Genomic DNA, 25,332 nt, shown 5'->3' with positions numbered 1-25,332 from the left:
GGGCACCGGTTTGGTCGCCGTGGTATCCGTCCTGTAATCTTGGACAGTCGCTGCCCGGCGACAGCGCTCATGTGCGCTGTGTTCGTGACTCGGCTCGAAGCCGAGAGCCATCAGGTTGCTGAGGCGGCGGTGACTACCAGACCAGAGTGCTGTGGTTTCCAAGCGGAGTCATCCGGGCGGGAACACGCAGCCGCGCGAGCACGAGCCGCGCGCATGACAGGAAGAAGGGCAGCCGACCGATGGCAACGTACGCGATCGTCAAGACCGGCGGAAAGCAGTACAAGGTCGCGGTCGGTGACCTGGTGAAGGTCGAGAAGATCGAGGGTGCGCCGGGTTCGTCCGTGGCGCTGGCCCCGGTTCTCGTGGTGAACGGCGCCGAGCTGACCACCGATGCGGACAAGCTGGCCAAGGTCTCCGTGGCCGCGGAGGTCGTCGAGCACACCAAGGGCCCGAAGATCCGCATCCACAAGTTCAAGAACAAGACCGGCTACCACAAGCGTCAGGGTCACCGTCAGCCGCTGACGGTCCTCAAGGTCACCGGCATCAAGTAAGCCTCCGCGCTTTCTCGAATTACTTCACAGGAGTTCAGAAATGGCACATAAGAAGGGTGCATCCAGCTCGCGCAATGGTCGCGACTCGAATGCCCAGCGACTCGGCGTCAAGCGTTTCGGTGGCCAGACCGTTTCGGCGGGCGAGATCCTGGTTCGCCAGCGCGGCACGCACTTCCACCCCGGCGTGCTCGTCGGCCGTGGCGGCGACGACACCCTGTTCGCCCTGGCCGCGGGCAAGGTCGAATTCGGCACCAAGCGTGGCCGCAAGACCGTGAACATCGTTGTCCAGGAGCCGGTCGAGGCCTGAGCGCCTTACGCCACTCCGGAAACAGCTGAGCGGGTCAGGGTGCATTCCCTGGCCCGCTTTTCGCGTTCTCGAAAGATCGCGTTCCCGCACCACAGGTTCTTTCGAGCGACCTGCAAGCAATCGCTACGGCCACCACCGAGGAGGATGATTCGGACATGTCCAAATTCATCGACCGTGTTGTATTGCACGTGCGTGCGGGCAAGGGTGGTCACGGCTGCGCCTCCGTGCGCCGGGAGAAGTTCATGCCGCTCGGCGGTCCCGACGGCGGCAATGGCGGGCGCGGCGGGGATGTGGTCCTCGAGGTCGACCCGAATGTGCACACCCTGCTGGACTTCCACTTCCATCCGCACGCCAAGGCGAGCAACGGCAAGCCCGGCGAGGGCAGCAACCGCGACGGTAAGCAGGGCACCGATCTGCTGCTGAAGGTGCCCGACGGCACCGTGGTGCTCGATGACGACGGCAAAGTACTCGTCGACCTGGTCGGCGCGGGCAATAAGTTCATCGTCGCGCGCGGCGGACGCGGCGGGCTCGGCAATGCCGCGCTGGCCTCCAGGGCGCGTAAGGCCCCTGGCTTCGCGCTACTCGGTGAGGACGGTGAGGAGGGCGATCTCGTCCTCGAGTTGAAGTCCGTGGCCGATGTCGGCCTGGTCGGATACCCGTCGGCGGGTAAGTCCTCGCTGGTGTCGGTGCTCTCGGCGGCCAAACCCAAGATTGCCGACTATCCCTTCACCACGCTGGTGCCCAATCTCGGTGTGGTGTCCAGCGGTGAGACCACTTTCACCATCGCCGATGTGCCGGGCCTGATTCCCGGTGCGAGCGAGGGGCGCGGGCTCGGTCTGGATTTCCTGCGGCATCTCGAGCGCTGTGCGGTACTCGCGCACGTCGTCGACTGTGCGACATTGGAGCCGGGACGCGATCCGGTCTCCGATGTCGATGCGCTTGAGGCCGAACTCGCGGCCTACAAACCGGCATTGGATGCCGATACCGGGCTGGGTGATCTGGCCGATCGGCCGCGCGTGGTGATCCTCAACAAGGTCGACGTGCCCGATGCCGCCGAGTTGGCGGAGATGGTCACGGCCGAGTTCACCGCCCGTGGCTGGCCGGTTTTCGAGATCTCGGCGGTGAGCCGAGCCGGTCTGCGCCCCTTGACATTCGCACTCGCCGATATGGTCGAGCAGTATCGTGCGGCGCATCCGAAGGCCGCGCCGAAGCGTCCGGTGATCCGCCCGATCGCGGTGAACGAGACCGGTTTCAGCGTGATCGCCGATCCCGAAGAGCCCGGCGGTTTCATCGTGCGCGGCCCGCAACCGGAGCGCTGGGTGCGCCAGACCCAGTTCGACAACGACGAGGCCGTCGGCTACCTCGCCGACCGCCTGGCCCGTCTCGGTGTGGAAGAGGAACTGGTGAAACAGGGCGCCGAGCCGGGAGCCCCGGTCACCATCGGCGACGTCACCTTCGAATGGGAGCCGCAGATCTCCGCGGGCGTCGATATGGTGCCCACTGGCCGCGGCACCGATATCCGCCTGGAGCAGAACGACCGGATCAGTGCCGCCGAACGCAAGCACGCCTCGCGGGTGCGCCGTGGTCTGGTCAAGGACGACGAGGAATAGCGTGGACGCCGTGGGCTTGTGGTGTGCGCCGAAGTCTGACACGGCGGTGCTCGGTCCGGCCTTGCGGCGGGTATCGGAATTCAGTGGTGGCCAGCGCGTTCGGAGTGCGATGTTGCTCCCGGAGTTCGGCGCAGTGTCGAACTCGGTTGGGGCGGTGGATACGACGGGTTCGGTTGAATCGGCCATTGTGGCGTGGTCGGCTGGTCCTTCAGGCTGGGCAACGACGGCGTGGTCGGCTGCCTCGACGTCGTCGGCTGCCGTGGCGAGCTCGGCTGGCCTGGTGAGGTCGGGTGGACCAGCAAACGCGGGTGGTGCGGCGTGGCCGGTCGCATCGGCCGGGTCGATCGGGGTGGTTGGGTCGACTGAGACAGTGAGTTCTGTTGCGGTACAGGGAGTTCTGTTGCGATGCAGGTGAGTTCGGGGATCGCGGAGGCGATGTCGCAGTCCGGTCTGAGTGAGGCCAGGACGGCGATCGCGGCGGCGCGCAGTGTGGTGGTGAAGATCGGGTCGTCGGCGCTCACCAGTTTGAAGGGTGGGCTGGATACGGCGCGGCTGGATCGGCTCGCCGATGCGGTGGAGGCGCGGATGCGGGCCGGATCCGATGTGGTCGTGGTTTCCTCCGGTGCCATCGGTGCCGGTATCGCTCCGCTCGGATTGACAAGCCGCCCAAGGGATCTGGCGACCAAACAGGCCGCGGCGAGTGTCGGCCAATTGGCGTTGGCGCATGCCTGGGGCACCTCGTTCGCGCGGTACGGGCGCACGGTCGGACAGGTGCTGTTGAGCGCCGACGACTTCTCCCGGCGCGAACACCATCGCAATGCGCAGCGCACCCTGGATCGGCTGCGCTCGCTCGGCGCCGTCGCCGTGGTGAACGAAAACGATACTGTCGCAACGGAAGAGATCCGCTTCGGGGACAATGACCGGCTCGCCGCGCTGGTCGCACACCTGGTCGGCGCCGATGCGCTGGTGCTGCTCTCCGATGTCGAGGGCCTCTATGACGGCGACCCGCGCAAGGGCGCAGCGAAGTTCATCCCCGAGGTCCGCAGCAGCGCCGACCTCGACGGCGTCATCGCGGGTAGCGGCGGCGCACTCGGCACCGGCGGCATGGCCTCGAAACTGTCCGCGGCCCGCTTGGCCGCCGACGCGGGTGTCCCCGTCCTGCTCGCGGCCGCCACCGAGGCCGATATCGCGCTCAGCGCGGGCACCGTTGGCACCGCCTTCGCCGCCCGCCCGGTTCGCCTGTCCGCCCGCAAGTTCTGGGTCCGCCACGCCGCCGACAGCCGCGGCGCCATTCTCATCGACGAGGGCGCCGTCCAAGCCGTCGCCCACCGCCGCCGCTCACTGCTGGCCGCTGGCATCACCGGCGTCCGCGGCCGCTTCCACGGCGGCGACGTTGTCGACCTCATCGCCCCCGACAACCGCATCGTCGCCCGCGGGGTCGTCGAATACGACGCCGCCGAACTCTCCGGCATGCTCGGCCGGTCCACCACCGAACTCCCGGATACCATGCAGCGCCCGGTAATTCACGCCGACGACCTGGTCAAGGTCTGACCGGTCATGGCGCCCGGAGAGTGCCTGCTCGGCGTCTGAAGCACTTGTTGAGGCGTCAGCTGTGCGGTCGGATGCTGTAGCCGGGGTTCCGGCCGCCAACTATGCGGGGATACAGGACAATCTGCAGATCCGTGCGGATGTGGCCGGTCCGGCATCGACCACCGTGCCCGATGTCTTCGCTGGCGTGAACGCCGAGGACGCCGCGCTGCTGGAGGGCTTGGAGGAGCAGGTCGGATACACCCGGCCATCGTGATCGACGAGCGAGATCTCGGCGAAGCGGTCGATGGGGACGCCGACCAAGTTGCGCACGGTCTGCACGATCGATGCGCGGCCCGCCTCACGGCCCGCACGCTCGAGGGCGACCTTGTCCTTTTGGCCCGAATTTTCCAGTTTGGTCTCGGTGGCGGCCTTTTTCAGCCCGTAGGCCTCCTTGATCTTGGCGTGGTCGTAGCCGAGGATGCCGGAGACCGCGACATAGTCGCCTAGTCGGATCTCTGCCTAGCGCCTCGTGGCAAGCGTCGACACCCGATGCATCGGGTGGGGTTCCCGCGCATACCAATTCGGCGGCCGACCGGTTGGCCTCGGTATCGGTATCGGGCTAGCGGCGGTGGGTGCCGTTGGGGGTGGTGTGACGCCGTCCTGCTGGAGGGCTGGAGGTTCACGCGAGCACGCCCTAGCCACGGCGATCGGCTTTGGTCGGGTTCCTGCTCGTCCCCCGCGGCGGGCGTCGTCGTCGCCGTCGTCGGGCGGGGTGGCCGCGCACGTCGATTGGTGCCCGGTCCGCCTCGGGATCGGTGGGCGCTGAGATCAGCGGGTTGCGGTCGGGGCTTGGATGACACTGCACTGTTGGACGGTGGAGGGCAGGTCGAGCATGCCCTGGCCATCGCAACCGGCTTGGTCGCGTTCGTGTTAGAACTCCGAGGAGTCGTCGACGCCCGCTGTGTGGGTGGGGTTTCCGGCGCACGCCGGTTCGACGGCTGCCCGGCTCGGGTCAGCGGGTGCCGTCGGGGGTTGGGATTACGCCGGGCTGGTTGGTGGTGGATGGGGGTTGGGACTGGCCGGAGTCGTCGACGCCCGCTGTGTGGGTGGGGTTTCCGGCGCACGCCGGTTCGACGGCCGCGCGGCTCGGGTCAGCGGGTGCCGTCGGGGGTTGGGATTACGCCGGGCTGGTTGGTGGTGGATGGGGGTTGGGACTGGCCGGAGTCTTCGGGGATGGGGCCGGTGATGCCGGGTTGGCCGCCTGGGTCGGGGAGCGGTGGGGTTGGGGCGGTTGGGCCGGGGACCGGGGGTGCTGGCGCTTGCGGTGCCGGTGTCGGTGGGGGTGCCTGCTGGGTTGGTGGTGCGGGGGTTGGTTGTTCGGGTGTTGGGGGCGGCGTGTGCTGGGTTGTCGGTGGTGGTGTTGGTTCCGGGCTCGGCTGCGGAGGGGGTGGTGGGGCCTGCTGGGGTGTTGGTTCTGGCGTTGAGGTTTGCGGTGCGGGGGGTGGTGTCGGCTCGGGGGACGGAGCTGGGTGGGGGGGCGTCGGGGAAGGAGTGGGCTGTGGTGCTTGGGTTTGCGGGGTGGGTGGTGTCGGCTGTGGGTCCGGGGTGGGGTGAGGAGTGGTTGGTGGCGGGGTGGGTTGTGGTGCTTGGGATTGCGGTGTCGGTGTGGTTGGCGCCGGGGTACTGGGCGCCGGAGTCGGCTGTGGTGCTTCGGATTCCGGCGTAGAGGGGGTGGGCGCCGGGGTGGTTGGTGCCGGGGTGGGGTGTGGCGGTCGGGATTCTGGTGTCGACGGTGTCGGTTCGGGGACCTGCACGCCGGGCTGGGTTGGCTGTGGTGCTTGATCGCTGGGATCGGTGTATGGCTGCTGTGAGTGCCGGGGTGCCGTTGGTGCCGAGCCCGGTGTGCCGGGGAGGGCGGGGGGTACGGGGAGGGCTGGGATTGCGGTGCCCGCCATTTGGTAGGCCGGTTTGTAGATCATGTTCATGGCGAGGACGGCCTCTTGGCGCAGTGCCTCGTCCGCCATCTGCGCATTGATCACATTGGCGGCCTCGAGCAGGCGCGCGATGGTGCCGATCGGACCCGAATTGCCCGGTGGCACAACGGCTATCTTCACGGCCTCGGCGGCCGCGGCCACGGCGCCGAGACGGGCGCCGACCTGGCCCATGATGGCGGCGAGTTCATCGACCGAATCGGCGTAGCTGCGGGCGCTGGCATAGGCGGCCTCGGCCGCAGCGCCCTCCCAGGCCATCGAATTCATCACCCGATCCGAGCTGGTCCGGGTCAGCGGGAACGAACTGGCAAGCGTCCCAGCGACTTCCAGCCAGGTGACCGAGGCATTGAGGATCTGGGCCGCATCGATCTGCTGGGTCTTGGCGTAGATCTCCTCGTGCTTCATCGACTCGAAGTGCTCCATCGAGCTGATGTAATCGGGATCATTCCCACCCCTCGCCCGACCGCCACCCCCGACGGAATCGCTACGCGATGCGCTATTCCCCGTCATCTGACCCCACCTCCGATGGAATCGTTGGGTGGTGCGGTATTCGCGGTCGTCCGAGCGTTACCGCCGATGGAATCGCTACGCGGTGCGGTATTCGCGGTCGTCTGAGCGTTACCGCCGATGGAATCGCTACGCGGTGCGGTATTCCCCGCCATCTGACCCACCCTCCACGGAAACGCGGTGCGGTATTCCCGGCGGTCGACTCCCACGGAATCGTTGGGCGATGCGACATTCATCGCGGCACCCGCGATTCGATCGCCCGCAGCGCTGCGGCGTTCGCGGCGTCGGCCTCCTCGAACAGTCCACCGCTGATCAGGAACGCCTCTTTCATTCGGTAGGCGGCCTCGATGTAGTGGTCGAGCAGGGTGGCGGCGTCGCGGGCCTTGTGTGCGAATCCGGCCTGCAACTGCTGTGCGGAGATGAATCCGCCGAATCCGGCCAGCTCACCGGCCGTTTCGAGGCGCTGTCGCAGATAGATGAGCCGATCGGCCTGGTGGTCGTACATTTCGGCGCGACGCCGCGCCGCGTCCGGATCGAATTTGACGGTGCCCGCCTGTGCCTCCTGTTTGAAGCGGGCAATATCGGCTCGGCTGCTCTCGATCGTCATGCGCACCCCCCGGGGATCGGTCGGTCCCGCTCAGACTAACCGTTGGCTATGCGTCCGGTTGCAATTGTTCCGGTCGGTGACGGTTTATCGGGCCTGTGCGGGAATGCGTTTCTGCAGCTGGGTCGCGAGCTGTTCGGCCGAGGCGGGCACGATGTGCACCGTATCGCCCGCCTTGATCAGATAGCGCCCGTCGCCCTTGACGTCGATCCAGGTGTAGTGGACCGGCGGCTGTGGGGTCGGATGGTCCAGTCGACCCTCGATCCGGATATGCCCCTCGGCGGTATGCGGCTTCAGCAGCAGCCGCCGGATCGATGGCACCGAACGCTGCGCGACGACAACGACCTCCTCGTCGCGGATCGCCTCGGCCGCGGCGGCCCGCGGCGGTTCGTGACCGGCCGGGACCGCGGGCAGCAGCGCCGCGATCCGAGCGCCGAGCTTGGCACTGAGACCGATCGAAAGACGTACGCGCCCACCGAAATCCGCACCGGGGCCGGGCTCCTGGACCGCGAGTACGGCACGGTCGTAGATCGCGCAGGCCAGCAACCGGATCTCGGTGCCCGGACCATGTCCGCCGCCGATCGCCACGATCCGGGTCTGTGGGTTCGCCATGATCCGCAGACACGCCGAGAGGTCGGGATCGCTGCGCGGTGGCAGCCGCTCGTTCAGCTGGGCGCGCAACTTCTCGGCCTCGGTCTCGTTGCGCGGTGTCTCCAGGATCCGCAGCGGATATGGGTGACGATCCAATTCGGTTTCGCGCCAGATATGGGCGAACTCGTCCGGGGTGAAGGTCCAACTCACGCCGAATCACTCCTCACAACCCACGAACGTCATGCCGCCCGCCAGCGACCGCGTGCAGGTCGCTCGAGGGATCAGCTTAGCGGCGGCTCGAGGGGTTCGAACCACCGTCTTTTGGGAAGCAGTACCACAGGATTGCGGGCTAACGTGAGATTGAAATCTCGGATATATCCAAACAGCCCCTTCGGTTCGCTCTGCCTTGTTGTGCCGGAGCGCCTGCTCCGGTGCGGTGAACGGGGGTGATGGGAGTGATGACTTGCAGGTTCTTGGACCGTGGACCGACCCAGCGACATTTGCCGCGCTGGCCGGGGGTAAAGCGCGTGGCTTGTACACCTTGCACAATGGTGGCTTTCGCGTCCCGGACTGGGCGGTGCTCGGCACCGACGTCTTCAACCGGTTCCTTGTCGAAACCGATACGGACGCCGATTTGGCAGCACTTGTGATGGAGATCACATCATCGGATGACTTGGTGCCGACGCTGGCCGCCGGTGCGCAATTGCGCGCCGCGATCGTCGCCGCACCGCTGCCGCCGACGGTCCTCGAGTTGATCGGCGACGCCTACGACCGCCTCGGCGCGAGCGCGATCGCGGTGCGGTCCTCGGCACTCGTCGAGGACGGCACCGGTCACTCCTATGCGGGCCAGTTCGATTCGTTCCTCAACGTCAACGGTGCCGACGCGGTCGCGGACCGCGTGCGTGACTGCTGGGCTTCGGCGTTCTCGGACAGATCGATCCGCTACGCCTTCGCACATGGGCAGCCGCGTGCCGCGACCATAGCCGTTGTCCTGCAACGCCTTATCGCCGCGCGCGCCAGCGGCGTGATGTTCACCGCGAACCCGATCACCGGCGCCAGCGACGAATTGGTGGTCAGCGCGGTGTACGGCCTCGGTGAGGGGCTGGTGTCCGGCGCGGTGGACGCCGACTCGGTGGTGGTCGACAAATCCTCGGGCACGGTGCTGGAAACGACTGTGGGGGACAAGGATCGGACCTACGCACCGGTCGGGGAGCAGGGCTACGCGGTGCTGGAGGTCGAGCAGCAGCAGCGCGAGCGCGCCGTGCTCGGCGATGCCGAACTGGCCGAGCTGGTGGAGTGGGGGCGCAAGCTGGAGGCCGATATCGGTGCGCCACAGGACGTCGAGTGGGCCATCGATGGCGACGGGCTCTGGTTGCTGCAGTCGCGGCCGATCACCACTGCGGTCGGCGCGGGTGTGGTGCGCGGCGCGGTGCTGCGCGGCGCAGGTGAGGTCGTCGCCGACGATGATCAGCGAATCTGGGACAACTCCAACATCATCGAGAGCTTCAGCGGCATAACCTCGCCGCTGACCTATACGACGGCCGCCGATATCTACGGCCGCGTATATCACGGCTACGCGAAATCGCTGCGAGTGCCCGCCGAACAACTGCGCCAGACCGATCGCTGGACTCCGGTGCTGCTCGGCTACTTTCACGGCCGGGTCTACTACAACCTGCTGCACTGGTACCGGATGGTCGGCATCGCGCCCGGATATCCGCTGAACCGAAAGGTGCTCGAGGCGGCCCTCGGCGTCGATGAACCGCTGCCCGACGAGATCGCGAAGACCCTGCGCCCGTACACCTTCCGCACCCCGTCGGCTCGACTGCGTTCGCGCGCCGTCACCACGGTCACCTATGTGCGGCGGCTGTTCGGCATCGACGATATGGTCGAGCGCTTCATGGCCGAGTTCTACCGCGTCTACGACGAATACGACGCCCTCGACTATTCGACGCTGACCGGTGAGCAGGCCTACGCGGCCTATCGCAAGGTCGACCGCGACCTGGTCGAACGCTGGGGCCCACTGATGGTCCTCGACGCCATCCTGCTGACCTGCACCGGTCTGATGTATCTGCTGACCAAGCTGCTGCTGCCGAAGGCGCCGGAATGGTTCCTCTACGCCGTGGTCGGCCCCGGCGCGGATGTCGAATCCGCCGAACCGGCCCGCGCCATGACCGAGCTGGCACAGTTCGTCCGCACCGATCCCGAGCTGGTGTCGCTGATCAATACGACACCGCCGGAACAGATTTACGATGCGCTGGGTGATCACGCCGAACTGCGCGGCCGGGTCGAGGACTACATCGACCGCTACGGCTATCGCAGCCTGGACGAGCTCAAACTCGAAACACCGGATCTGCGTGAGGATCCCGCGAGCCTGTTCGTCATGTTGCGCAGTGCGATCGGGCGCGTCGGCGAGGCCGCGCAGCACAGCCGCGGCGCCGAGGCCGATGAATACCTCGATGCCAATCTGCACGGCTTGCGGCGTCGGATCTATGAACGCCTGCGCGGCAAGGTGAATCGCTGCGCCGCCCATCGCGAGCGGCTGCGGTTCTGTCGCACCAGGGCCTTCGGCATGGTCAAGCGGATGATCCGGGTGATGGGCCGAGATCTGGTCGCCCGCGACGTCATCGATGAATTCGGCGACGTCTTCTCGCTGACCGTCCAGGAGTTGCGCGGCTGCTACGAGGGCGCCGATACCGCCGGTCTGCGTGAGCTGGTCGCCGCACGGAAAGCCCAGCGCGCCAGGGATGCCGAGTTGGTGGCTCCGGCACGCTTCGTCACCACCGGCGCGACCTTCGGGCGCGCCGAACTCGCGCGCCAGGGCTGGGTGCCGGTCGCCGATACGCCGGCCGCGACCGTCGGCACCGTGCTGCCCGGTACGCCATCGGCATCCGGGCTGGTCGAGGGCAATGCGGTGGTCGTCGACGAGCCGCGCGATGTCGCGGGGGGCATTCTGGTGGCATACCGCACCGATCCCGGCTGGGTGGCCGCCCTGCCTTCGGCATCGGCGCTGGTCATCGAGCGCGGCAGCCCCCTGACCCATGTCGCGATCGTGGCGCGGGAACTGGGCGTGCCGACGGTGGTTCAGGTCAAGGATCTGACCAAAAAGATACGGCCCGGTATGCGAATTCGGGTCGATGGTACAAACGGAACAGTGACTGTGCTGTCCGAAGGAGATCTGCGGAATGATACCTGACGAAAACGTTGCCGCAGTTCGCAATTGGCTCGCAAATCCGGCGCGGGACACCGGAATCCATCTGGCCGATGAGTCCGACGGCTGGGACTACCGCAGCTACGCCGATCTCGCCGAGCTGACCTGGTCGATCGCGGCGAGCATGCGCGCGCACGGTATGGGCAGCGGTGACGGTGCGTGTGTGATCATGCCGACCGGATTTCCCTGTGCCGCAGCGTTCTACGCCGTGTGGGCGTGCGGCGGGGTGTTCACGCCGGTCGCGCCGCCGATGTTCGGCGACCTCGACCAGATCATCGCCCATATCGCGGCCATTCTGGAGCAGGCCCGGCCGCGACTGGTGGTGACCTCGACCGAATTCGAGGAGTTGGTGCGCAGAGCCGCGATCGCGGCGGGCCGCACCGATGAGCCGCTGGTGATCGATGCCGCGAAACTGGGTCCGGCGCCCGAGGTCCGTGAATTCGGGCAGCCGGACGAATGCGCGCTGCTGCAATTCACCTCCGGATCCACCGGTACGCCGCGCGGGGTGCGGGTCAGCTGGCACAACCTGGCCAACAACATCGCGATGATCTCCGCGCTGATCGACTGGCGGCCCGGCGAGACCATGGTCTCCTGGCTGCCGCTCTATCACGATATGGGTCTGGTCGGCGCATTCCTCACCACCGTGACCAATCAGGGCGATCTGTATCTGATGCGCCCGGACCAGTTCGTCCGTGATCCCGCGCGCTGGCTGCGTGCCATGACGCAGGCCCAGCACACGCCGTCGCCGTCCTTCGCGCTCGGTTATGTGGCGCATCGGGTAGCGCCGGAGGAGATCGCGGACCTGGATCTGTCCGGATGGCGCACGCTGGCCGTCGGGTCCGAACCGGTCGAGGTGGCCGATCTCCAGTCGTTCGCGAATCTCACCCGCGGCCAGGGCTTTTCGACCAACGCCTACACCCTCGCCTACGGTTTGGCCGAGGCGACGCTGATGGTCACCTCCTCCGCGCGCAACCGGCCGATCACCGCACTGCGGCTGGACAATGCGAATCTGCGCTTCGGCGAACCGATTACGATTCTGGCCGAAGAGTTGCTGGACGATACCCACCGCGTCGAGGGGTCGGGCTGGATCACCGGACTCGGGTATTCGACGCCCGAATCGACGGTGCGGGTGGTGGATGAAGACGGCCGGGAGCTACCGGACGGCACCCTCGGCGAGATGATCGTGGTCGGTGATTCGGTCGCACTGGGTTACTCCGGTGCACCGACCGGTGGCTCGTCCACGCGGATCGTCGAAAGCGTGCTGTTCACCAGTGATGCCGGATTCCTGCACAACGGTGAGGTCTTCGTACTCGGCCGGATGGGGTCGAGCCTGAAGGTGCGCGGCCGGTCGGTGTTCATGGAGGACATCGAATCCCGGGTCGCTCAGGAAGCCGGGATCACCAAGGGCAAACTCGCGGCCGTCGCGATCACCGAGGCCGGTGCCCAGGGCATCGCATTGTTCGCCGAATCGGCACCCGGTGACTGGATCACCGAGGCGCGCAGGATCATTCGCGGTGAACTCGGGCCCGCGCAGACGGTGACCATCGTGACCGGACCGCGGGGGATCATTCGACGCACGTCCAGTGGCAAGCCACGCCGTCGGCACATGTGGCAGCTGTTCGTCGACGGCGCGTTGGCGGGTGCGGTGGTGCACGCGGTCGACGGTGCCGCGGAATCGAAACCGCGCGCGGAGCTGGCCGATATCGATGAGGCCGGGCCTGAGCCTGCCCTGCCCGCCGAGCGGGTGCGCCAGCTGCTCGATCGTGCGCTGGAAAGTGTTGCGGTGCCGCGTGATTCGGCCGTTCTGTTCGAAGGCTCGCTGGCCGAGGGATTCGGCAATGCCGGATCCGATGTCGACTTCCTGGTCGTCGCACCGGGTGATGAAGACCTGCCGACACTGCCGACGGTGTTGTTCATCGACGGTCGCCGTGTGGAAGTGCGGACCAGGTCCGAGGCGCAGCTGCGCGATCAGTTGACGCAGGCGGGTGATCCGGACCGGCTCGACGAGGATCTGCTCAACCGGTGTCAGCGCTTCCTGCGCGCGAGCCTGGTCGAGTCCGGCACGCCCGATATCGCGGAACTGCGTGCGCTGCTGCCGCATTCGAACTTCACCACGCTGATCGCGGACTGGTGGACCCGGCGCGCAACGCAGGCACTGCGCTACGCGGTCGCATTGCGGGCATTGCGAGCCGAGGACGAGGCCGGGGAGTGGGCGCGTGACGGACTGCTGCAGGCCATGAAGGGCTGGGCGGCCCGCCGGGGCGAAAGCTATCTGGAGACCAAGTGGCTGCCGCATCAACTCGACCGCATCGGCGACCACGAGCTGATCGATCGCTACCGCGAGCTCAGCACCCCTGCTGAACATGTTGTGTGGGAACAGGTTTGGGAGCTGGCCGCCGCGCTCGGCGTATCCGAGGTCGCCGACGATCCGCATCAGCTCCTGTTCGCACGAGCACCGCGGGTGACAACCTGGACGATCGGCGCTCGGGTACATGTGATCCGTGACGACCGCGACGTGTTCGCGCTCTCGGACTCCGCCGCCCGCGCTTGGCGCTCGGTGGTGTTCCGGCACTCGCTGCGCGATGTCCTGGCCCGTGCCGAGCACGATATCGCCGCGGACCTCATCGAATTCCTCAGGCTCGGTCTGGTCGGATTGCAGTGGCGCGGTGGCGAACTCGTCGAACCGGCGCTGGCCATGTGCAAGTCGGTCAAGCCGTATACGCCGGTGCCGAGTTCGGCCGCGCCGGCGCTCGGCCTGACCGGCGCGGCTCGCGATGATGTGATAGCGACGCTATCGCCGCTGCCCGCGATCAGATTCACCGAATGTGCGCTGAATCTGGTGTGGTCCAATATCGTCCTGGAGAACGCCAGGGAGGATCTGGCGGGTGCGGTCAAGAACTCTCAGGGGGCGGTCGCCGATATCGCCGCCCATCGGCTGATCGCAATGGCGGTGCGTGTCCTGTTGTCCGCATTCGGGATTCACCCGCTGCCCGCCGATGTCGCGCCCGTGTCCACGGTGCGGCGGCTGTTGCCGGTGCACGCCGTGCGCCACGACGAGCTGCTGGCACAGCTGGAATCGGCGCGGCAGGTGCGTTTCTCGGAGATCATCGGCACCGGCGGCGATACCATTGCCGGACTGGCGATGCTCGATGATTTCGTCACGCTGGTTCGATCGGTGGCCGCGGGTTCCGATGCGACAACGCGCTTCCCGGCCTCCTTCGATTCGCGTGAGCAATGGCGGCGCACCCTGGCGATCGGTTACGACTGGCTGCGCATCGCTGGCTACCTGAACACCGACCTGCCGCTCGACGAGGCCCGCGATCTGCTGACCTCCGGTGGCCAACAACCCCATCTCCGGGAAGGAGAGTCCGCATGACGGCAGCATCGCGCAGCGATTCGATCGGCGGTGATACCCGAGTGACGGACGGACCGGCCGATAAGGTGCGCAGACTCGTCCTGGCCATGGCCCCCGAACCACCGGCCGAGCTGGCCGACGAGCACCGCCTCGTGGAGGACCTCGGCTTCGATTCGCTGCGTCTGATGGAGCTCACGGTCGTGCTGGAGCGAGCATTCGCGCTACCGCGCTACCGGCCGGAGGAACTGGTCGGCGTCCGCCGGGTCGATGCGGTGATCGCCCTGGTGTCCGGCACCTTGGCGGCGGCCGAGAAGGTCGGCGAGGTGAACGGGTGAGCCTCGGCGATACCGTTCTGGTCACCGGCGCGGCGGGTCTGGTCGGCGCGGAGGTGGTGGCACGGCTGGCGGCCGCGAGTCGGCCCGTTGCCGCTGTGCTGCACAGCAATTCGACCATTGTGCGCAATGACGGCACCCTCATCGAGGCCGGGACGGCGGTCGCGGGTGATGTCCGGGTGCCCGGATTCGGCCTGGCCGAAGGTGTTGCCGCGGATCTGGCCGAGCGGGTCGGCATCATCGTGCACTGCGCGGCGACAACGGCATTCGACGCATCGGCGGCGGATTACGAGGACCTCAATGTGCGCGGCACCGCGAATGCGATCGCGCTCGCCCGCCAGTGGGATGTGCCGCTGGTGCACGTGAGCACCGCCTACGTCTGCGGTATGCGCGGCGGCAGTATTTCCGAGGATGACCTCGATGCGGGCCAGAGCTTCGGAAACGGCTACGAGGACAGCAAGTTTCGCGCCGAGCAGCTGGTTCGGGCGGCGGGTGCGCAGGGCCTGCAGTGGGTGATCGTGCGCCCTGGCATTGTGACCGGAGCCGGCGATACCGGCGTGATCCGGGAGTACAAGAACCTCTACACCGTGGTGAAACTCATGGTCGAGGGCAAGCTCCGTTCGCTACCCGGCCGCTACGACGCGACGCTGTCGCTGGCGCCGGTCGATCATGTCGCCGATGTGATCGCCGCTGCGGTGCTGGATTTCGACTCCGCGTGCAACCGCACACTGCACGCCGTCGGCCGCGACACCCTGTCGCTGCGCGAGGTGTCCGATGTGCTCGCCGAATACCCGTCGTTCGAGGTCGCCACCTTCGTACCGGAGGCGACCTTCTCCGAGGACGACCTCGAGCCGATCGAGCGGGAGTACTACCGCCGTATCGGCTCGCTGTACACCAGCTACTTCCGGCGGCGGCTGGTCTTCGACACTACCCACGCCGACGTGCTGCTCGGCCAGTTGTCCCCAGCGACGGGTAAGGAGTATCTGCGGCTGCTGTTGGACCATTGCCTGGAATCCGGATATCTGGGAATACCGCTGCCTTCGATCGAGGATATCTTGGCCAGCAACGACTTCGACGGAGCCGCGCAATGAGTGCCACTACGCCCGAGCCGCTGCGCCAGCTGCTGAGCACGCTGACGCCGTCGCCGGAGAAGGTCGTGGCCTATGTCGCCGACACCTACGTCCAGGAATCGGTCGACCAGCTCGACCGGCTCGGCGTTGACGCGGCCAAATTCGCCAGGGAGCATTCGCTGCTGCTGCTCAAGCCGGACGCGATCGTCGCCCGTTCTGTCGAGCCGACACTGAACTGGCTGGCCGACAACGGATTTCGCGTCGTCGCGGCATGCCGCATACCGGTGGACCGGCATCTGGCCCGCGCGCTGTGGTACTTCGCCTGGAATATCGCCTCACCCGAACGCCGCCGTCTCGCCGATCTGCTGGTCGGCATGTCGGATGTGCTGGTGCTCGTGGTGCACGGAGCCGACGGCGCATTGCCGGTTCCGGTGCGGCTCACCGAGGCGAAGGGTGCCACCGATCCCCGCAAGCGCCGTCCGGGCGAGCTGCGGTATCTGCTCGGCCGCCACAACTATCTGCTGAATCTGGTGCATTCACCCGACGATCCCGCCGATGTGCTGCGGGAACTCGCCATCTACCTGGACGAGTGGAGCCGAGCCGGGGTGATCGCGCAGGCGTGCGCGGGCCAGGACCGCGCGGCGGACGCGACCGCGATCGCGCAGGACCTCTACGCGGGCACACCGGCGCGCAGCTTCGAGCGGGCGGACGCGCTCGACCGGGTGCTGCGCGATCTCGAACGGGACGGCCGGACGGTCCCACCCGACTTCGATCCGACCTCGGATGCGGATTGCGCACAGCTGCTGTATCAGGCCTGGGCCGATGGCCGCGATCTGGATCCATGGTCGGCGATCGTGCTCGGATCCTATGTACTTCCCATGCGGACCGGCACCGAGCCGCAGATGTTACGGCCGGTGTCGGCCGAGGAATGGTTGGAGGGTCGACCGTGACCACAGAAGCGGCCGCCGTACAGACGGCAAGCCATATCCGCACGATCTCCCGGGAACTCGCGCACCGGTGCGCGGTCTCGGAGGTGTTCGTCACCTCGCTGGACACCGTTGGGGAACACACCTTCGTCGTCGGGGCCCAACTACCCAGAATGCACGCCTATTACGGCGACCACGTCGGATCGCTCGCAGTGCGCCACGATCCACTGGTGGTCATGGAGGCGGCGCGACAGGCCGCGATCGCATTGACGCACAAGTTCTATGGGGTGCCGCCCGAAATGGGCTTCGTGGTGCGCACTTTCAACGGCACCCGCTCCGACACCGCGGCCTGGGAGGTCGGCACCGCGCCAGCGGATCTGGTCATGCGGGTGCCCGTTCCGCAACGTCACCAGCGCGGTGGCGTGCTGCAGGGTCTCGATATGGTGCTCGACATCGAAGCCGATGGCGAGCCGATGCTGACGGTCGACGGATCCTTTTCCTGGGTGACCCCACGGCAGTGGTCGGCGCTGCGCAGTGGATTCCGGGAAAGCCTGGGGCTCGGACCGTTTCGCGGTGCCTCGGCCCTCACCGAACGGGCCACACCGGCCGCGGTGGGCCGGGAGAACTGGCGCAATGTGGTGATCAGTCCGCCGGTGCGCACCGGCGCGGTCGCGCGGGCGACGCTGGTGCCCGACCTCGGCCACCCCTTCCTCTTCGACCACCAGCTCGACCATGTGCCCGGCAGCCTGCTCATCGAGGCCTGCCGTCAGACCGCGCTGTCGATGATCGTGCGCGATCTGCCCCAACTCGAGTGTGTAGCAAGCGCTTTCGACCGATTCGTCGAATTGGACCTCCCCGCCGAATGCACCGCCGAGATCACCGATCAGGGTGCGGGCACTATCGTGATCCACTGCGAGATCCACCAGGCCGATGCCGTCGCCGCCGAGATCGATCTCGAATTCGCCGAGGACACACTGGTTTCCGAGGCCGATACCGAAGGACTCTGATGGGCGAGGACTTCAAGGGCACCGACCTGCTGACCACCACTCGCGCCTTCCGCCGCCGCCTCGATCCGACCCGACCGGTCGCGCGCCAGGATCTGCTGGACTGCCTCGATATCGCGGTGCACGCCCCCAGCGGCACCAACCGTCAGCCGTGGCGGTTCCTCGTGGTTGAGGATCCGGCGCTCAAGCAGCAGATCGGCGATTACTACCGAAAGGGTTTCGCCGCTTATCTTTCCGCACGCACACCCCGCCCCGACCAGCTCGGCGATCTGGCCTCCGGCCAGCACCTCGCCGCGCATCTGCACGAGGTGCCCGCGCTGGTCATCGTCTGCTCACTGGGGCGTCCGCCCGCGAACGCGTCTGCGCTGCTGCTCGCCAGCTTTTACGGCTCCATCTACCCGGCGGTGTGGAATTTCATGCTCGCCCTGCACGAACGTGGACTCGGGTCCACCATGACGACCGCGCATCTGGCCTACGAGCGCGAGATCGCCGATCTGCTCGGGATTCCGTTCGACCAGGTCACCCAGGTCGCGATGCTGCCGGTCGCGCATCTGCTGCCCGGTACCCGGGGCCCCGGCCTGCGGCGCACTCCGGCCGCGGAGGTGACCATGTGGGACCGGTGGAGTGACCGATGAGCGATCGCGTCGCGTCCTCGCCCGGTCTCCTGGACTCGGTCGTTCGCATCGGTCGCTTCACGGCGGTGATGTACAAGCCGCACTACGTGCTCTACGGCGTGCTGTGGGTGCTGGCACTGGAGGGCACCGCGGCCCTGGTGTCGCAACCGGATTCGCCGTGGCGGCCGACCGGGTCCACGGTATTGCGGATCCTCGTGGTCGCCTTCGTCCTGCTGTACCTGCGTATGGTCGACGAACAGAAGGACCTCGACTACGACCGCGTCCACAACCCGGATCGTCCCCTCGTGACCGGCGCGGTCACCGCCACCGAACTCCGTGCCGCCATGACCGCCATCGCCATCGGCGCGATAACCGCCAGCATCACCCTGTCGGCGATCTCGGCGCTCATGATCGCCGCCGTGCTCGCCTACGGTCTGGTCCTGTGGGGTCTCGAGCGGCTGTCGGTCACCATCCGAACCGACATCCTGGTGAACCTGGCCGTTACCTACCCGGTCCAACTTCTCGTCACCGCCTACGTCATCCTCTCCGCCGCCGATACCGGAACAGTCCGCGCCACCGGGAAGACCGCCGCCGTCGCGCTGATCTTCGCGGGCGCGTTCCTGCAATTCGAATTCGCCCGCAAGATTTCTCGAACGCCCCGTCCCGACGAGAACTACTACTCCAACACCCTCGGCCCGATCGGCAGCACCGCCTTCGGACTGCTGTGCGCCGCCGTCGCCGTGCTCACCGATATCGTCCTCGTCCAACCGTGGACGTATCCATCGGCTCAGGCGGTTGTCGCCTGGATTCCCGTGGCGCTCTTACTGCTTCCGATTTGGGGCGCACTGAAGTTCGTGCGCGGCACGCGGCCGGACTATCCGGTGCTCCCGGCGGTCCTGTTCATCCTGACGGCGTACATCGTGCTCGTAGTTCAGGCGTTCACACTGACGTAAGTGCGATTCCCGCAGCTGATTTCGGCCGCATCCGTCAGCCGATCGGCAGGCACGCCTGACCCGAGACCGATGCCGACGCTGACCAGGACCGAACCCTCCGACTCCGACGTGTAAGTGCCGCCGACGTACTTCGCGAGCACCATATCGCCGGTCGTCGCGGGCTTCCGATCGAATTGGGCGATGAGCGCGACTGCGCGCGTCGGCGTGGCCTTGTTCATCGTCGCACCGAACGAGATGCGACGAACAGCCGCACCAAGCTTTGCGACGGCCACCTGCGCTCGCGAACCCGATCGACCGGTCCAGTGTCGATACGGTCTCGGTGCATCGCAGGCTCCGAGCGACTTCGGCGAGCCGCTGCGGGTCGGCCCCCGTAGTGCGGCCGCCCGGGACGGATGAGTAGCTGGAATGAGTAGTTCGGCGGACGTCGGACCTACTGGTTCATTCGTAGTCTCGCAGCCACCACCACAGTCGGTGGTGGATTCTTGGTAGGAGGCACCATGCCGTACATCAACATCACGCGCACACCCGGTGTGGGATTGCCGGAGTATCAAGCGGTTGTCGCCGAACTCGGGGATCAGCCGATCGCGGGGCAATTGCTGCATATCATCGGGGTGTCCGATGGCGCATTGCACATCGTCGATGTCTGGGAGTCGGCGGCCGCCGCCGACCGGTACGCGGCGGAACGACTGTTTCCGGCATTCGAACGCGCCGGAGTTCGCCCCGGTCCGGATTCGAGCGTGCACGCCTTCGAAGGCGATGTGATCTCCGATGGGGAGGTCTGATCGGGCGACCTCATCCGCACCACCGCGCGAGTAATGTCAACCTCTCGGAGGTGGCGCGTGTCGACCGAACTGATCGGGCGGGGAGACGAACTCGCCGATCTGCTGCGCTGGCTCGACGCCGCGGTGAATGGGGAACCGCAGTTGATCCTGTGTTCCGGCGAGGCGGGAATCGGCAAGACCCGTTTGATGTCCGAATTGGCCCAGCGCGCGCAGGCGAGGGGTGTGGGCACGCTCTGGACCCGGGCTCTCGAACTGCCCGACGCACCCCCGTTCTGGCTGTGGCGGCAGGCGCTCGACGATCTACCGGCCGTCGATGCCGTACCGGTCGAACGCGCCGCGCTGTTCGAACGCTTCGCTGATCGGCTCGACGGCACGGCGGCTCTGTTCGTCATCGATGACATTCATTGGGCCGACGAACCGTCGCTGCAGGCGCTGCTGCATCTGATTCGAAACCTGCGGGGTAAGCGAATCCTGGTGTGCGCCACCGAACGTGATGCGGTATCCGATGCCGCGACCGGCTGGCGGGCGATCAAACCGGATCTGCTGCGCGAGCCGGTGACCAGGACGCTCGGCCTGACCGGTCTGTCGCAGCGGAGTTCGGCCATGTGTCTGCGGGCCCAGGCCGGCCGGGTGGTCCCGGACCAGATTGCCTTCGACGCCTACACCATGACCGGCGGCAACCCCTTCTACCTGCGTGAACTCGGACGATCCCTGCAGGAGACCGGTGCGCTGCGGTTACCGGACACTCTCCGGGAGGTGGTGCGCGGTCGGCTGGTGCCGCTCGCGGCGCGGACACAGGAGTTGCTGCGAGCGTCTTCGATTCTCGGCGAGGAGTTTCCGATCGCGGTGGCATCGAGATTGATCGGCAGGCCCGCATTGGACTGTTTGGCCTCGATGGATGAGGCCGCCGAGGCGGGACTATTGGTAATCGGCGCGGCACCGGGCGCGGTGCGATTCGGGCACGCCCTGGTGCGGACCGCATTGCAGGAAAGCTTGTCGCTGCAGCAGCGGGTGCTGTTGCACACCAGGGCGGCGCAGGCCATCGAGGAACTGTATCCCGATGCGCTGGAACACTATTCGGCGGCGTTGGCCCGACACTGGGCGAGTGCGGCGGTGACCGGCGAACACGGTCGCGCCGTGCACTGGGCCCGTCGCGCGGGCGATGCGGCACTGCGGGAGTTGGCCTTCGAGGAGGCCGTCCGGCTCTACGGGCTGGCACTCGATCATGCTGCGGGATCGGCCGCTGCCGATCGCGGCAGATTGCTGTTGGCGCGGGCGACGGCGAGTTTGCGCGCGGGAGATTTGGCAACGGCCCACGCGGATTGTGTTGCCGCACTGACCATTGGCCGCCGGATCGGCGATGCCGTCCTGATCGCCGAGTGCGCGCTGGTGCTCGAGCCGGTCGGCAATCGCGCCTGGGACCGCGATATCCGGGAATGGTGCACGGACGCACTGGAATTCGAAGATCTCGCGGATCTGCTGCGGGTTCGGCTGCTGGCGCGGGCGACGGAGGCCTCGGTCTATCTCGGTCTACTCGACCATGTCGACGAGACGAGCCGGGCGGCACTGGAACTCGCCGACGCGTGCGGCGATCGCGATGCCGTTGTCGCCGCCTTGCGCGCCCGACAACTCGCCTGTGCCGCACCGGAATACCGCGACGAGCGAAAGGAACTCGCCGCCCGCATGACCGCCGCTGGAATCGGCATGCGCAACCCATCGATCGAGCTGTGGGGCAGGCTGTGGACGATCGATTCCCAGTGGGAGCGTGGTGAACTCGCGGCGATCGGCAGCGAGCTGTCCCGTTTGCGCTGGTGTGTGCGACATACCGGTGGCCCGATGGCGCGCTGGCACCTGCTGGTGGCCGAAGCGGCCCTGGCGCAGGGACACGGCGATCTGGACGATGCGCTGCGGCTCGGTGGGCAAGCACGCGAAGTGGCGGAATCGATCGACCATCCGGCGGGCTTTGGCACGCACCGGGCACTGGTGGCCAATATCGGTCACCATCGCGGCCACCTCGACCTCAGCTTCGAACTGCCGCCCGTATCCACCCGCAGTGAAGTCCGCAACGAGATCTTCGCTCGACTCGGCACCGCGTTTCCCCTCGTCGAAAGCGGTCGCGCCGCCGAGGCCGAACCGCTGTACCGCAGCCTCGGTCCGCCGGAGGAATGGGTGATCCCGCCGTACTTCCTGCTCAATGCGCTGGTGGTCGGCGGGGCCGTCGCGCTGGCCCTCGGCCTGGACGACGATATCCGCTACTTCGCCGAGCGCCTCGGCCCGTATCGCGACGGCCACGTGGTCGCCGGCAGCGGTAACGGACACTACTTCGGCCCGGTCACCCTGTGGCTCGGCAAATTCGTGGCCGCCCGCGGCGACTTGTCCAGCGCCGAGGCGTATCTCGGCAACGCGCGAAAGGTCTGTCGCGAGGTCGGCGCCCGCTGCTTCGCCGTGGAGGCCGATTGCGAACTGGCCGACCTGTTGATTCGGCGGGGTGCCACCGAGGACGGCGTGAGCATGGCCAAATCCGCACTGGCACTGGCGGAGTCCTACGGTATGCGCCCGTGGGTGGACCGCCTGCGCGCCCTCGCCGCGACACCGCTGGACCGTCGGGCGCTCTCACCACGGGAACGCGAGGTCGCCGCCCTCATCGCCGCTGGTAAGAGCAACCGCGAAATCGCCACCGTCCTGGTGCTTTCCGAACGCACCGCGCAGAATCACGTCCAACACATCCTGACCAAGCTGGGATTCACCAACCGCAGCCAGATCGCGGCCTGGGTGAGCAAGAACCGCGAGCCTTGACCGGTCAGCGGGGGCTCAGGACCGCCGGGAGCCGCGATGGGGCCGCGACGAAATCGTGGTTGGCGGGTTTCACCCGGTAGGCGGGGTCCGGGGTGGGCTCCCAGCGGGAGAAGAGGGCCGCGGTGGCGAGGGTGATGGTCATCAGGGCGAAGCTACTGCCGGGGCAGTGGCGGGCACCGACGCCGAACGGGAGGATCGCCTTCTTGTCGATCTCCTCGATGCGGCTCGGAAACCAGCGGTCCGGATCGAACTTCTCCGGGGCCGGATAGTAGTGCTTGTCGTGATGGATCAGGTAGGGGCTGAACACGATCAGCGAGCTGTCGGGGAGGGTGGTGCCGCCGATGGTGACCTGGCCGCCGGCGGTCTGGGTGCTGACCCACGGGCCCCAGAAGCGCAGCGCTTCGAGGATCACCTGGTGTAGATACGGCAGGGCGGCGACGTGTGCGGGCTGGACCGGGCCGGTCCCGACGAAATCGTCGAGTTCGCGACGGAGTTCGGCGGCGATCTCCGGATTCCGCATGATCTCGTGCCAGACCCAGCCGAGGATCGAGGCGGTGGATCCGACACCGGCGGCGAGCATGAGGATCAGCTCGTCGACGATCTCCGCATCGGACAGGCGCGTCCCCGTCTCCGGATCGGTATGGCGGACCAGGGCCGAGAGCACATCATGGAAATCGCGGTCGGCGCGGCGGTATTCGGCGACAACGCGACCGATCTCGGCGCGCAGGCGAGCGGATTTGCGGGCGAATCGGCGGTTGGCGAACAGGCGCAGGCGGCGGATCGGCCGAGGCAGGGCGGCGCGCCGCACCACTTGCCCCAGCAGCCACGGAATGTTCTGCTGGACTTCACGTTTCGCGTTCGCACCGAATTCGGCGGTGAACAATGTGGTGGAGATGATGTCCAGCACCAGGCGATGCGCCTCGTCCATCAGATTCAGCCGCTGCCGAGCCGGCAATGCCGCGGCCCACGAATTCGCGAGATCGGCCGCGACGACGGCGTATGCGTTGATGCGAGGTTGCCGCAGGGCGGGGGCGATCATTCGGCGCCGCAGTTCGTGCGGCTTACCGCTGAGCACATTGGACGCGTCCCGAACAGCGTCCTGAATCGCCTCGCGCAGTTCCTCGCGGTGGAATTCACCCGCCTCGCCGAGGCTCACCTCGCGGATCAGATCGACGCTGGTGAGCACGTAGGCCGGTCGCGGCCCGAGATAGATCCGCACGATGGGTCCGATCTCGGCCAGCGACATGACGAAGTCCAGTCCATGGCGCAGCACGACCACACTGTGGCCGAGCAGCGGTATCCGGCCCGGGGCGGTCGGCACGTTCGGACCTGGTTGCCGCATGCGGTGATCAGGTCCCGAGGGCGATGGCACCATGCATGCGCACCACCGTAGTTACCCAGGATGTCCGATGTGCCGCGGACACGCGCCGGGCCCGGGCCCGAAGTAACGGTTGTGTTGCCATGGGCTCACCTGGCGTTGATTCCGCCGGAATTGGGAACTCCTGCTCACACGTCCCGTGAGCGGAATGAGGTGCCACATGAACACAGTGGTATGCGGCGACTGCTGGCGTCGCGAAAACTTGACGTTCGCACAGCGACTGGACCCGGCATTCATCCGGACCGAATTCGCCTATCTGTGCGCGGAGCACCGGGCCTGTCGGGCCGAAACGCTCGGCCGCACCGACTTCCGGCAATCGGCGGCGTGAGCACTCCAAACCTACCGCCCGCGATCGCGGCAAGCGCGCACCCACCGCGCCGACTTCGTCGGCTGCCATCCCCCCATGCGGCCCAGCGAATTTCGCTGGCGGTCAGGGCGCGTCGGGCAATGAGCCGGTGCGCCCACGCTCGCGCTCCGCGGCGGTGGCGAGGTAATCGCCCAACTCGCGCCGCAGCGTGACATCGAGGGACCGGGCCAGGGTGGCATGCACCGAGGCCACGGCCAGTTCGCGCATTTTGTTGAGCATCGTGGTGGTGTCGGCGATTTCGCTGCTGGTCTCCGGAAGCCAGCCGGGTCCGTGTTCGTCGACGATGTGCTGTTTGGCGGCCGTGATCATGATGTGGGTGATGTCATCGATGTGCTCGGCCACCTTGGCGTAGATCTCGATGAGCGTGCGCAGTTCCAGGCCGTATTCGTGCAATTCGGCGAAGGAGGTGAGCAGTGCGGTATCGGTGAAGGCGACGGTATCGCCGTCGATCCGCACCAGTTTCATCTCCGCGAGCCGGTCGACGAGTTCATCGGTATCGGTGCCGAGGATGGTGCCGATGAGTTCGCGGGGGACCTCGAAGGTTTCATCCTTGGCCCAGGGGGCGGTCACCGCGTGCTGTAGGCCGAGCACCTCGGTGAGGTCTTTGCCGGTCTCCCAGCTGGTGATGAAATCGGCGATGTGGGCGGTGGTGAAGCCACGCTGCAACAGCGCGTCGATGAGCCGCAGCCGCTCCAGATGCGAATCGTCGTAGATGCTGGCACGCCCGTCCTTGCCGACCGGCGGTGGCAGCAGCCCGCGTTCCTGGTAGGCGCGCACATTTCGGGTCGTGGTGCCCGCGGCGCGGGCGAGATCATCGATCCGGTACTCCGGCACCGATATCACCTCCCATAGCGAC

Annotated in this window: 23 protein-coding genes; 17 read left to right on the top strand and 6 right to left on the bottom strand. The window is 67.0% G+C overall.

Annotation, left to right across the window (positions count from 1 at the left end):
* The first annotated feature begins 239 nt into the window (after nucleotides 1-239).
* The 6 genes from rplU to ACQP0C_RS32800 all read left to right on the top strand — a co-directional run bounded on the left by rplU (nucleotide 240) and on the right by ACQP0C_RS32800 (nucleotide 4,505).
* Complete coding sequence (gene rplU / locus ACQP0C_RS32825; RefSeq protein WP_040687720.1) at nucleotides 240-551, top strand: 50S ribosomal protein L21; 312 nt, start codon at nucleotides 240-242, stop codon at nucleotides 549-551.
* A 40-nt stretch (nucleotides 552-591) separates the two neighbouring features.
* On the top strand, nucleotides 592-858 hold the full coding sequence (gene rpmA / locus ACQP0C_RS32820; protein ID WP_062992747.1) for a 50S ribosomal protein L27: 267 nt from the start codon (nucleotides 592-594) through the stop codon (nucleotides 856-858).
* A 155-nt stretch (nucleotides 859-1,013) separates the two neighbouring features.
* Complete coding sequence (obgE, locus tag ACQP0C_RS32815; RefSeq protein WP_433726328.1) at nucleotides 1,014-2,468, top strand: GTPase ObgE; 1,455 nt, start codon at nucleotides 1,014-1,016, stop codon at nucleotides 2,466-2,468.
* A gap of 435 nt (nucleotides 2,469-2,903) precedes the next feature.
* A complete protein-coding gene (proB, locus tag ACQP0C_RS32810; RefSeq protein ID WP_433734720.1) occupies nucleotides 2,904-4,019 on the top strand; it encodes a glutamate 5-kinase in 1,116 nt (371 codons plus the stop codon).
* A 61-nt stretch (nucleotides 4,020-4,080) separates the two neighbouring features.
* The gene (locus ACQP0C_RS32805; protein ID WP_433726326.1) at nucleotides 4,081-4,272 is read left to right on the top strand and encodes a hypothetical protein; all 192 of its coding nucleotides are present in this window, start codon (nucleotides 4,081-4,083) and stop codon (nucleotides 4,270-4,272) included.
* Nucleotides 4,269-4,505 (top strand): hypothetical protein, encoded by a 237-nt coding sequence (locus tag ACQP0C_RS32800; RefSeq protein ID WP_433726324.1) that lies wholly within the window; start codon nucleotides 4,269-4,271, stop codon nucleotides 4,503-4,505. The genes ACQP0C_RS32805 and ACQP0C_RS32800 overlap by 4 nt, the downstream gene beginning before the upstream one ends.
* Nucleotides 4,506-5,149: 644 nt before the next feature.
* Here ACQP0C_RS32800 and ACQP0C_RS32795 read toward each other — a convergent pair.
* From ACQP0C_RS32795 to ACQP0C_RS32785, 3 genes are all read right to left on the bottom strand, one after another.
* Complete coding sequence (locus ACQP0C_RS32795; RefSeq protein ID WP_433726322.1) at nucleotides 5,150-6,412, bottom strand: hypothetical protein; 1,263 nt, start codon at nucleotides 6,410-6,412, stop codon at nucleotides 5,150-5,152.
* A 316-nt stretch (nucleotides 6,413-6,728) separates the two neighbouring features.
* Nucleotides 6,729-7,103 (bottom strand): hypothetical protein, encoded by a 375-nt coding sequence (locus ACQP0C_RS32790; RefSeq protein ID WP_433726320.1) that lies wholly within the window; start codon nucleotides 7,101-7,103, stop codon nucleotides 6,729-6,731.
* 84 nt (nucleotides 7,104-7,187) lie between these two features.
* Nucleotides 7,188-7,901: an ESX secretion-associated protein EspG gene (locus tag ACQP0C_RS32785; protein ID WP_433726318.1), complete on the bottom strand. Its 714-nt coding sequence runs from the start codon at nucleotides 7,899-7,901 to the stop codon at nucleotides 7,188-7,190.
* 253 nt (nucleotides 7,902-8,154) lie between these two features.
* On the opposite strand from ACQP0C_RS32785, the gene ACQP0C_RS32780 reads away from it, so the two are divergent.
* Genes ACQP0C_RS32780 through ACQP0C_RS32745 form a run of 8 tightly spaced genes read left to right on the top strand, consistent with a single transcriptional unit; the run spans nucleotide 8,155 to nucleotide 19,153 of the window.
* Complete coding sequence (locus ACQP0C_RS32780) at nucleotides 8,155-10,884, top strand: phosphoenolpyruvate synthase (protein ID WP_433726316.1); 2,730 nt, start codon at nucleotides 8,155-8,157, stop codon at nucleotides 10,882-10,884.
* The gene (locus tag ACQP0C_RS32775; protein ID WP_433726314.1) at nucleotides 10,874-14,275 is read left to right on the top strand and encodes an AMP-binding protein; all 3,402 of its coding nucleotides are present in this window, start codon (nucleotides 10,874-10,876) and stop codon (nucleotides 14,273-14,275) included. The genes ACQP0C_RS32780 and ACQP0C_RS32775 overlap by 11 nt, the downstream gene beginning before the upstream one ends.
* Nucleotides 14,272-14,589 (top strand): acyl carrier protein, encoded by a 318-nt coding sequence (locus tag ACQP0C_RS32770; protein WP_433726312.1) that lies wholly within the window; start codon nucleotides 14,272-14,274, stop codon nucleotides 14,587-14,589. Before ACQP0C_RS32775 ends, ACQP0C_RS32770 begins: the two co-directional genes overlap by 4 nt.
* Nucleotides 14,586-15,677, top strand: a complete 1,092-nt coding sequence (locus tag ACQP0C_RS32765) for an SDR family oxidoreductase (RefSeq protein ID WP_433726310.1) — start codon at nucleotides 14,586-14,588, stop codon at nucleotides 15,675-15,677. Before ACQP0C_RS32770 ends, ACQP0C_RS32765 begins: the two co-directional genes overlap by 4 nt.
* Nucleotides 15,674-16,606, top strand: a complete 933-nt coding sequence (locus ACQP0C_RS32760) for a nucleoside-diphosphate kinase (protein ID WP_433726308.1) — start codon at nucleotides 15,674-15,676, stop codon at nucleotides 16,604-16,606. The genes ACQP0C_RS32765 and ACQP0C_RS32760 overlap by 4 nt, the downstream gene beginning before the upstream one ends.
* Nucleotides 16,603-17,589 carry a ScbA/BarX family gamma-butyrolactone biosynthesis protein gene (locus tag ACQP0C_RS32755; protein ID WP_433726306.1) on the top strand — a complete coding sequence of 329 codons (987 nt, stop codon included), beginning with the start codon at nucleotides 16,603-16,605 and terminating at the stop codon, nucleotides 17,587-17,589. The genes ACQP0C_RS32760 and ACQP0C_RS32755 overlap by 4 nt, the downstream gene beginning before the upstream one ends.
* Nucleotides 17,589-18,221, top strand: coding sequence for a nitroreductase family protein (locus ACQP0C_RS32750; RefSeq protein ID WP_433726304.1), 633 nt, complete (start codon nucleotides 17,589-17,591; stop codon nucleotides 18,219-18,221). Before ACQP0C_RS32755 ends, ACQP0C_RS32750 begins: the two co-directional genes overlap by 1 nt.
* Entirely contained in the window at nucleotides 18,218-19,153 is a 936-nt protein-coding gene (locus ACQP0C_RS32745) for a hypothetical protein (protein ID WP_433726302.1), read from the top strand. Before ACQP0C_RS32750 ends, ACQP0C_RS32745 begins: the two co-directional genes overlap by 4 nt.
* Here ACQP0C_RS32745 and ACQP0C_RS32740 read toward each other — a convergent pair.
* Nucleotides 19,132-19,371: a hypothetical protein gene (locus ACQP0C_RS32740; protein ID WP_433726300.1), complete on the bottom strand. Its 240-nt coding sequence runs from the start codon at nucleotides 19,369-19,371 to the stop codon at nucleotides 19,132-19,134. The two genes, ACQP0C_RS32745 and ACQP0C_RS32740, sit on opposite strands and share 22 nt — an antisense overlap.
* A gap of 279 nt (nucleotides 19,372-19,650) precedes the next feature.
* Here ACQP0C_RS32740 and ACQP0C_RS32735 point away from each other — a divergent pair, with 279 nt between their 5' ends.
* Both ACQP0C_RS32735 and ACQP0C_RS32730 read left to right on the top strand, forming a co-directional pair.
* Nucleotides 19,651-19,935: a hypothetical protein gene (locus ACQP0C_RS32735; protein WP_433726298.1), complete on the top strand. Its 285-nt coding sequence runs from the start codon at nucleotides 19,651-19,653 to the stop codon at nucleotides 19,933-19,935.
* Between the two features lie 57 nt (nucleotides 19,936-19,992).
* Nucleotides 19,993-22,731 carry an ATP-binding protein gene (locus tag ACQP0C_RS32730; RefSeq protein WP_433726296.1) on the top strand — a complete coding sequence of 913 codons (2,739 nt, stop codon included), beginning with the start codon at nucleotides 19,993-19,995 and terminating at the stop codon, nucleotides 22,729-22,731.
* 4 nt (nucleotides 22,732-22,735) lie between these two features.
* On the opposite strand, the gene ACQP0C_RS32725 is transcribed toward ACQP0C_RS32730, so the two are convergent.
* On the bottom strand, nucleotides 22,736-24,073 hold the full coding sequence (locus ACQP0C_RS32725; protein ID WP_433726294.1) for a cytochrome P450: 1,338 nt from the start codon (nucleotides 24,071-24,073) through the stop codon (nucleotides 22,736-22,738).
* A 196-nt stretch (nucleotides 24,074-24,269) separates the two neighbouring features.
* On the opposite strand from ACQP0C_RS32725, the gene ACQP0C_RS32720 reads away from it, so the two are divergent.
* On the top strand, nucleotides 24,270-24,437 hold the full coding sequence (locus ACQP0C_RS32720; RefSeq protein WP_433726292.1) for a hypothetical protein: 168 nt from the start codon (nucleotides 24,270-24,272) through the stop codon (nucleotides 24,435-24,437).
* A gap of 102 nt (nucleotides 24,438-24,539) precedes the next feature.
* On the opposite strand, the gene ACQP0C_RS32715 is transcribed toward ACQP0C_RS32720, so the two are convergent.
* Nucleotides 24,540-25,310: a MerR family transcriptional regulator gene (locus tag ACQP0C_RS32715; protein WP_433726290.1), complete on the bottom strand. Its 771-nt coding sequence runs from the start codon at nucleotides 25,308-25,310 to the stop codon at nucleotides 24,540-24,542.
* Nucleotides 25,311-25,332 lie beyond the last annotated feature (22 nt).

Source organism: Nocardia sp. CA-129566, assembly GCF_050956075.1.
GTDB lineage: Bacteria > Actinomycetota > Actinomycetes > Mycobacteriales > Mycobacteriaceae > Nocardia.
Note: the sequence above shows the minus strand (reverse complement) of the source record. Positions and strands in the feature narration are given on the sequence as shown.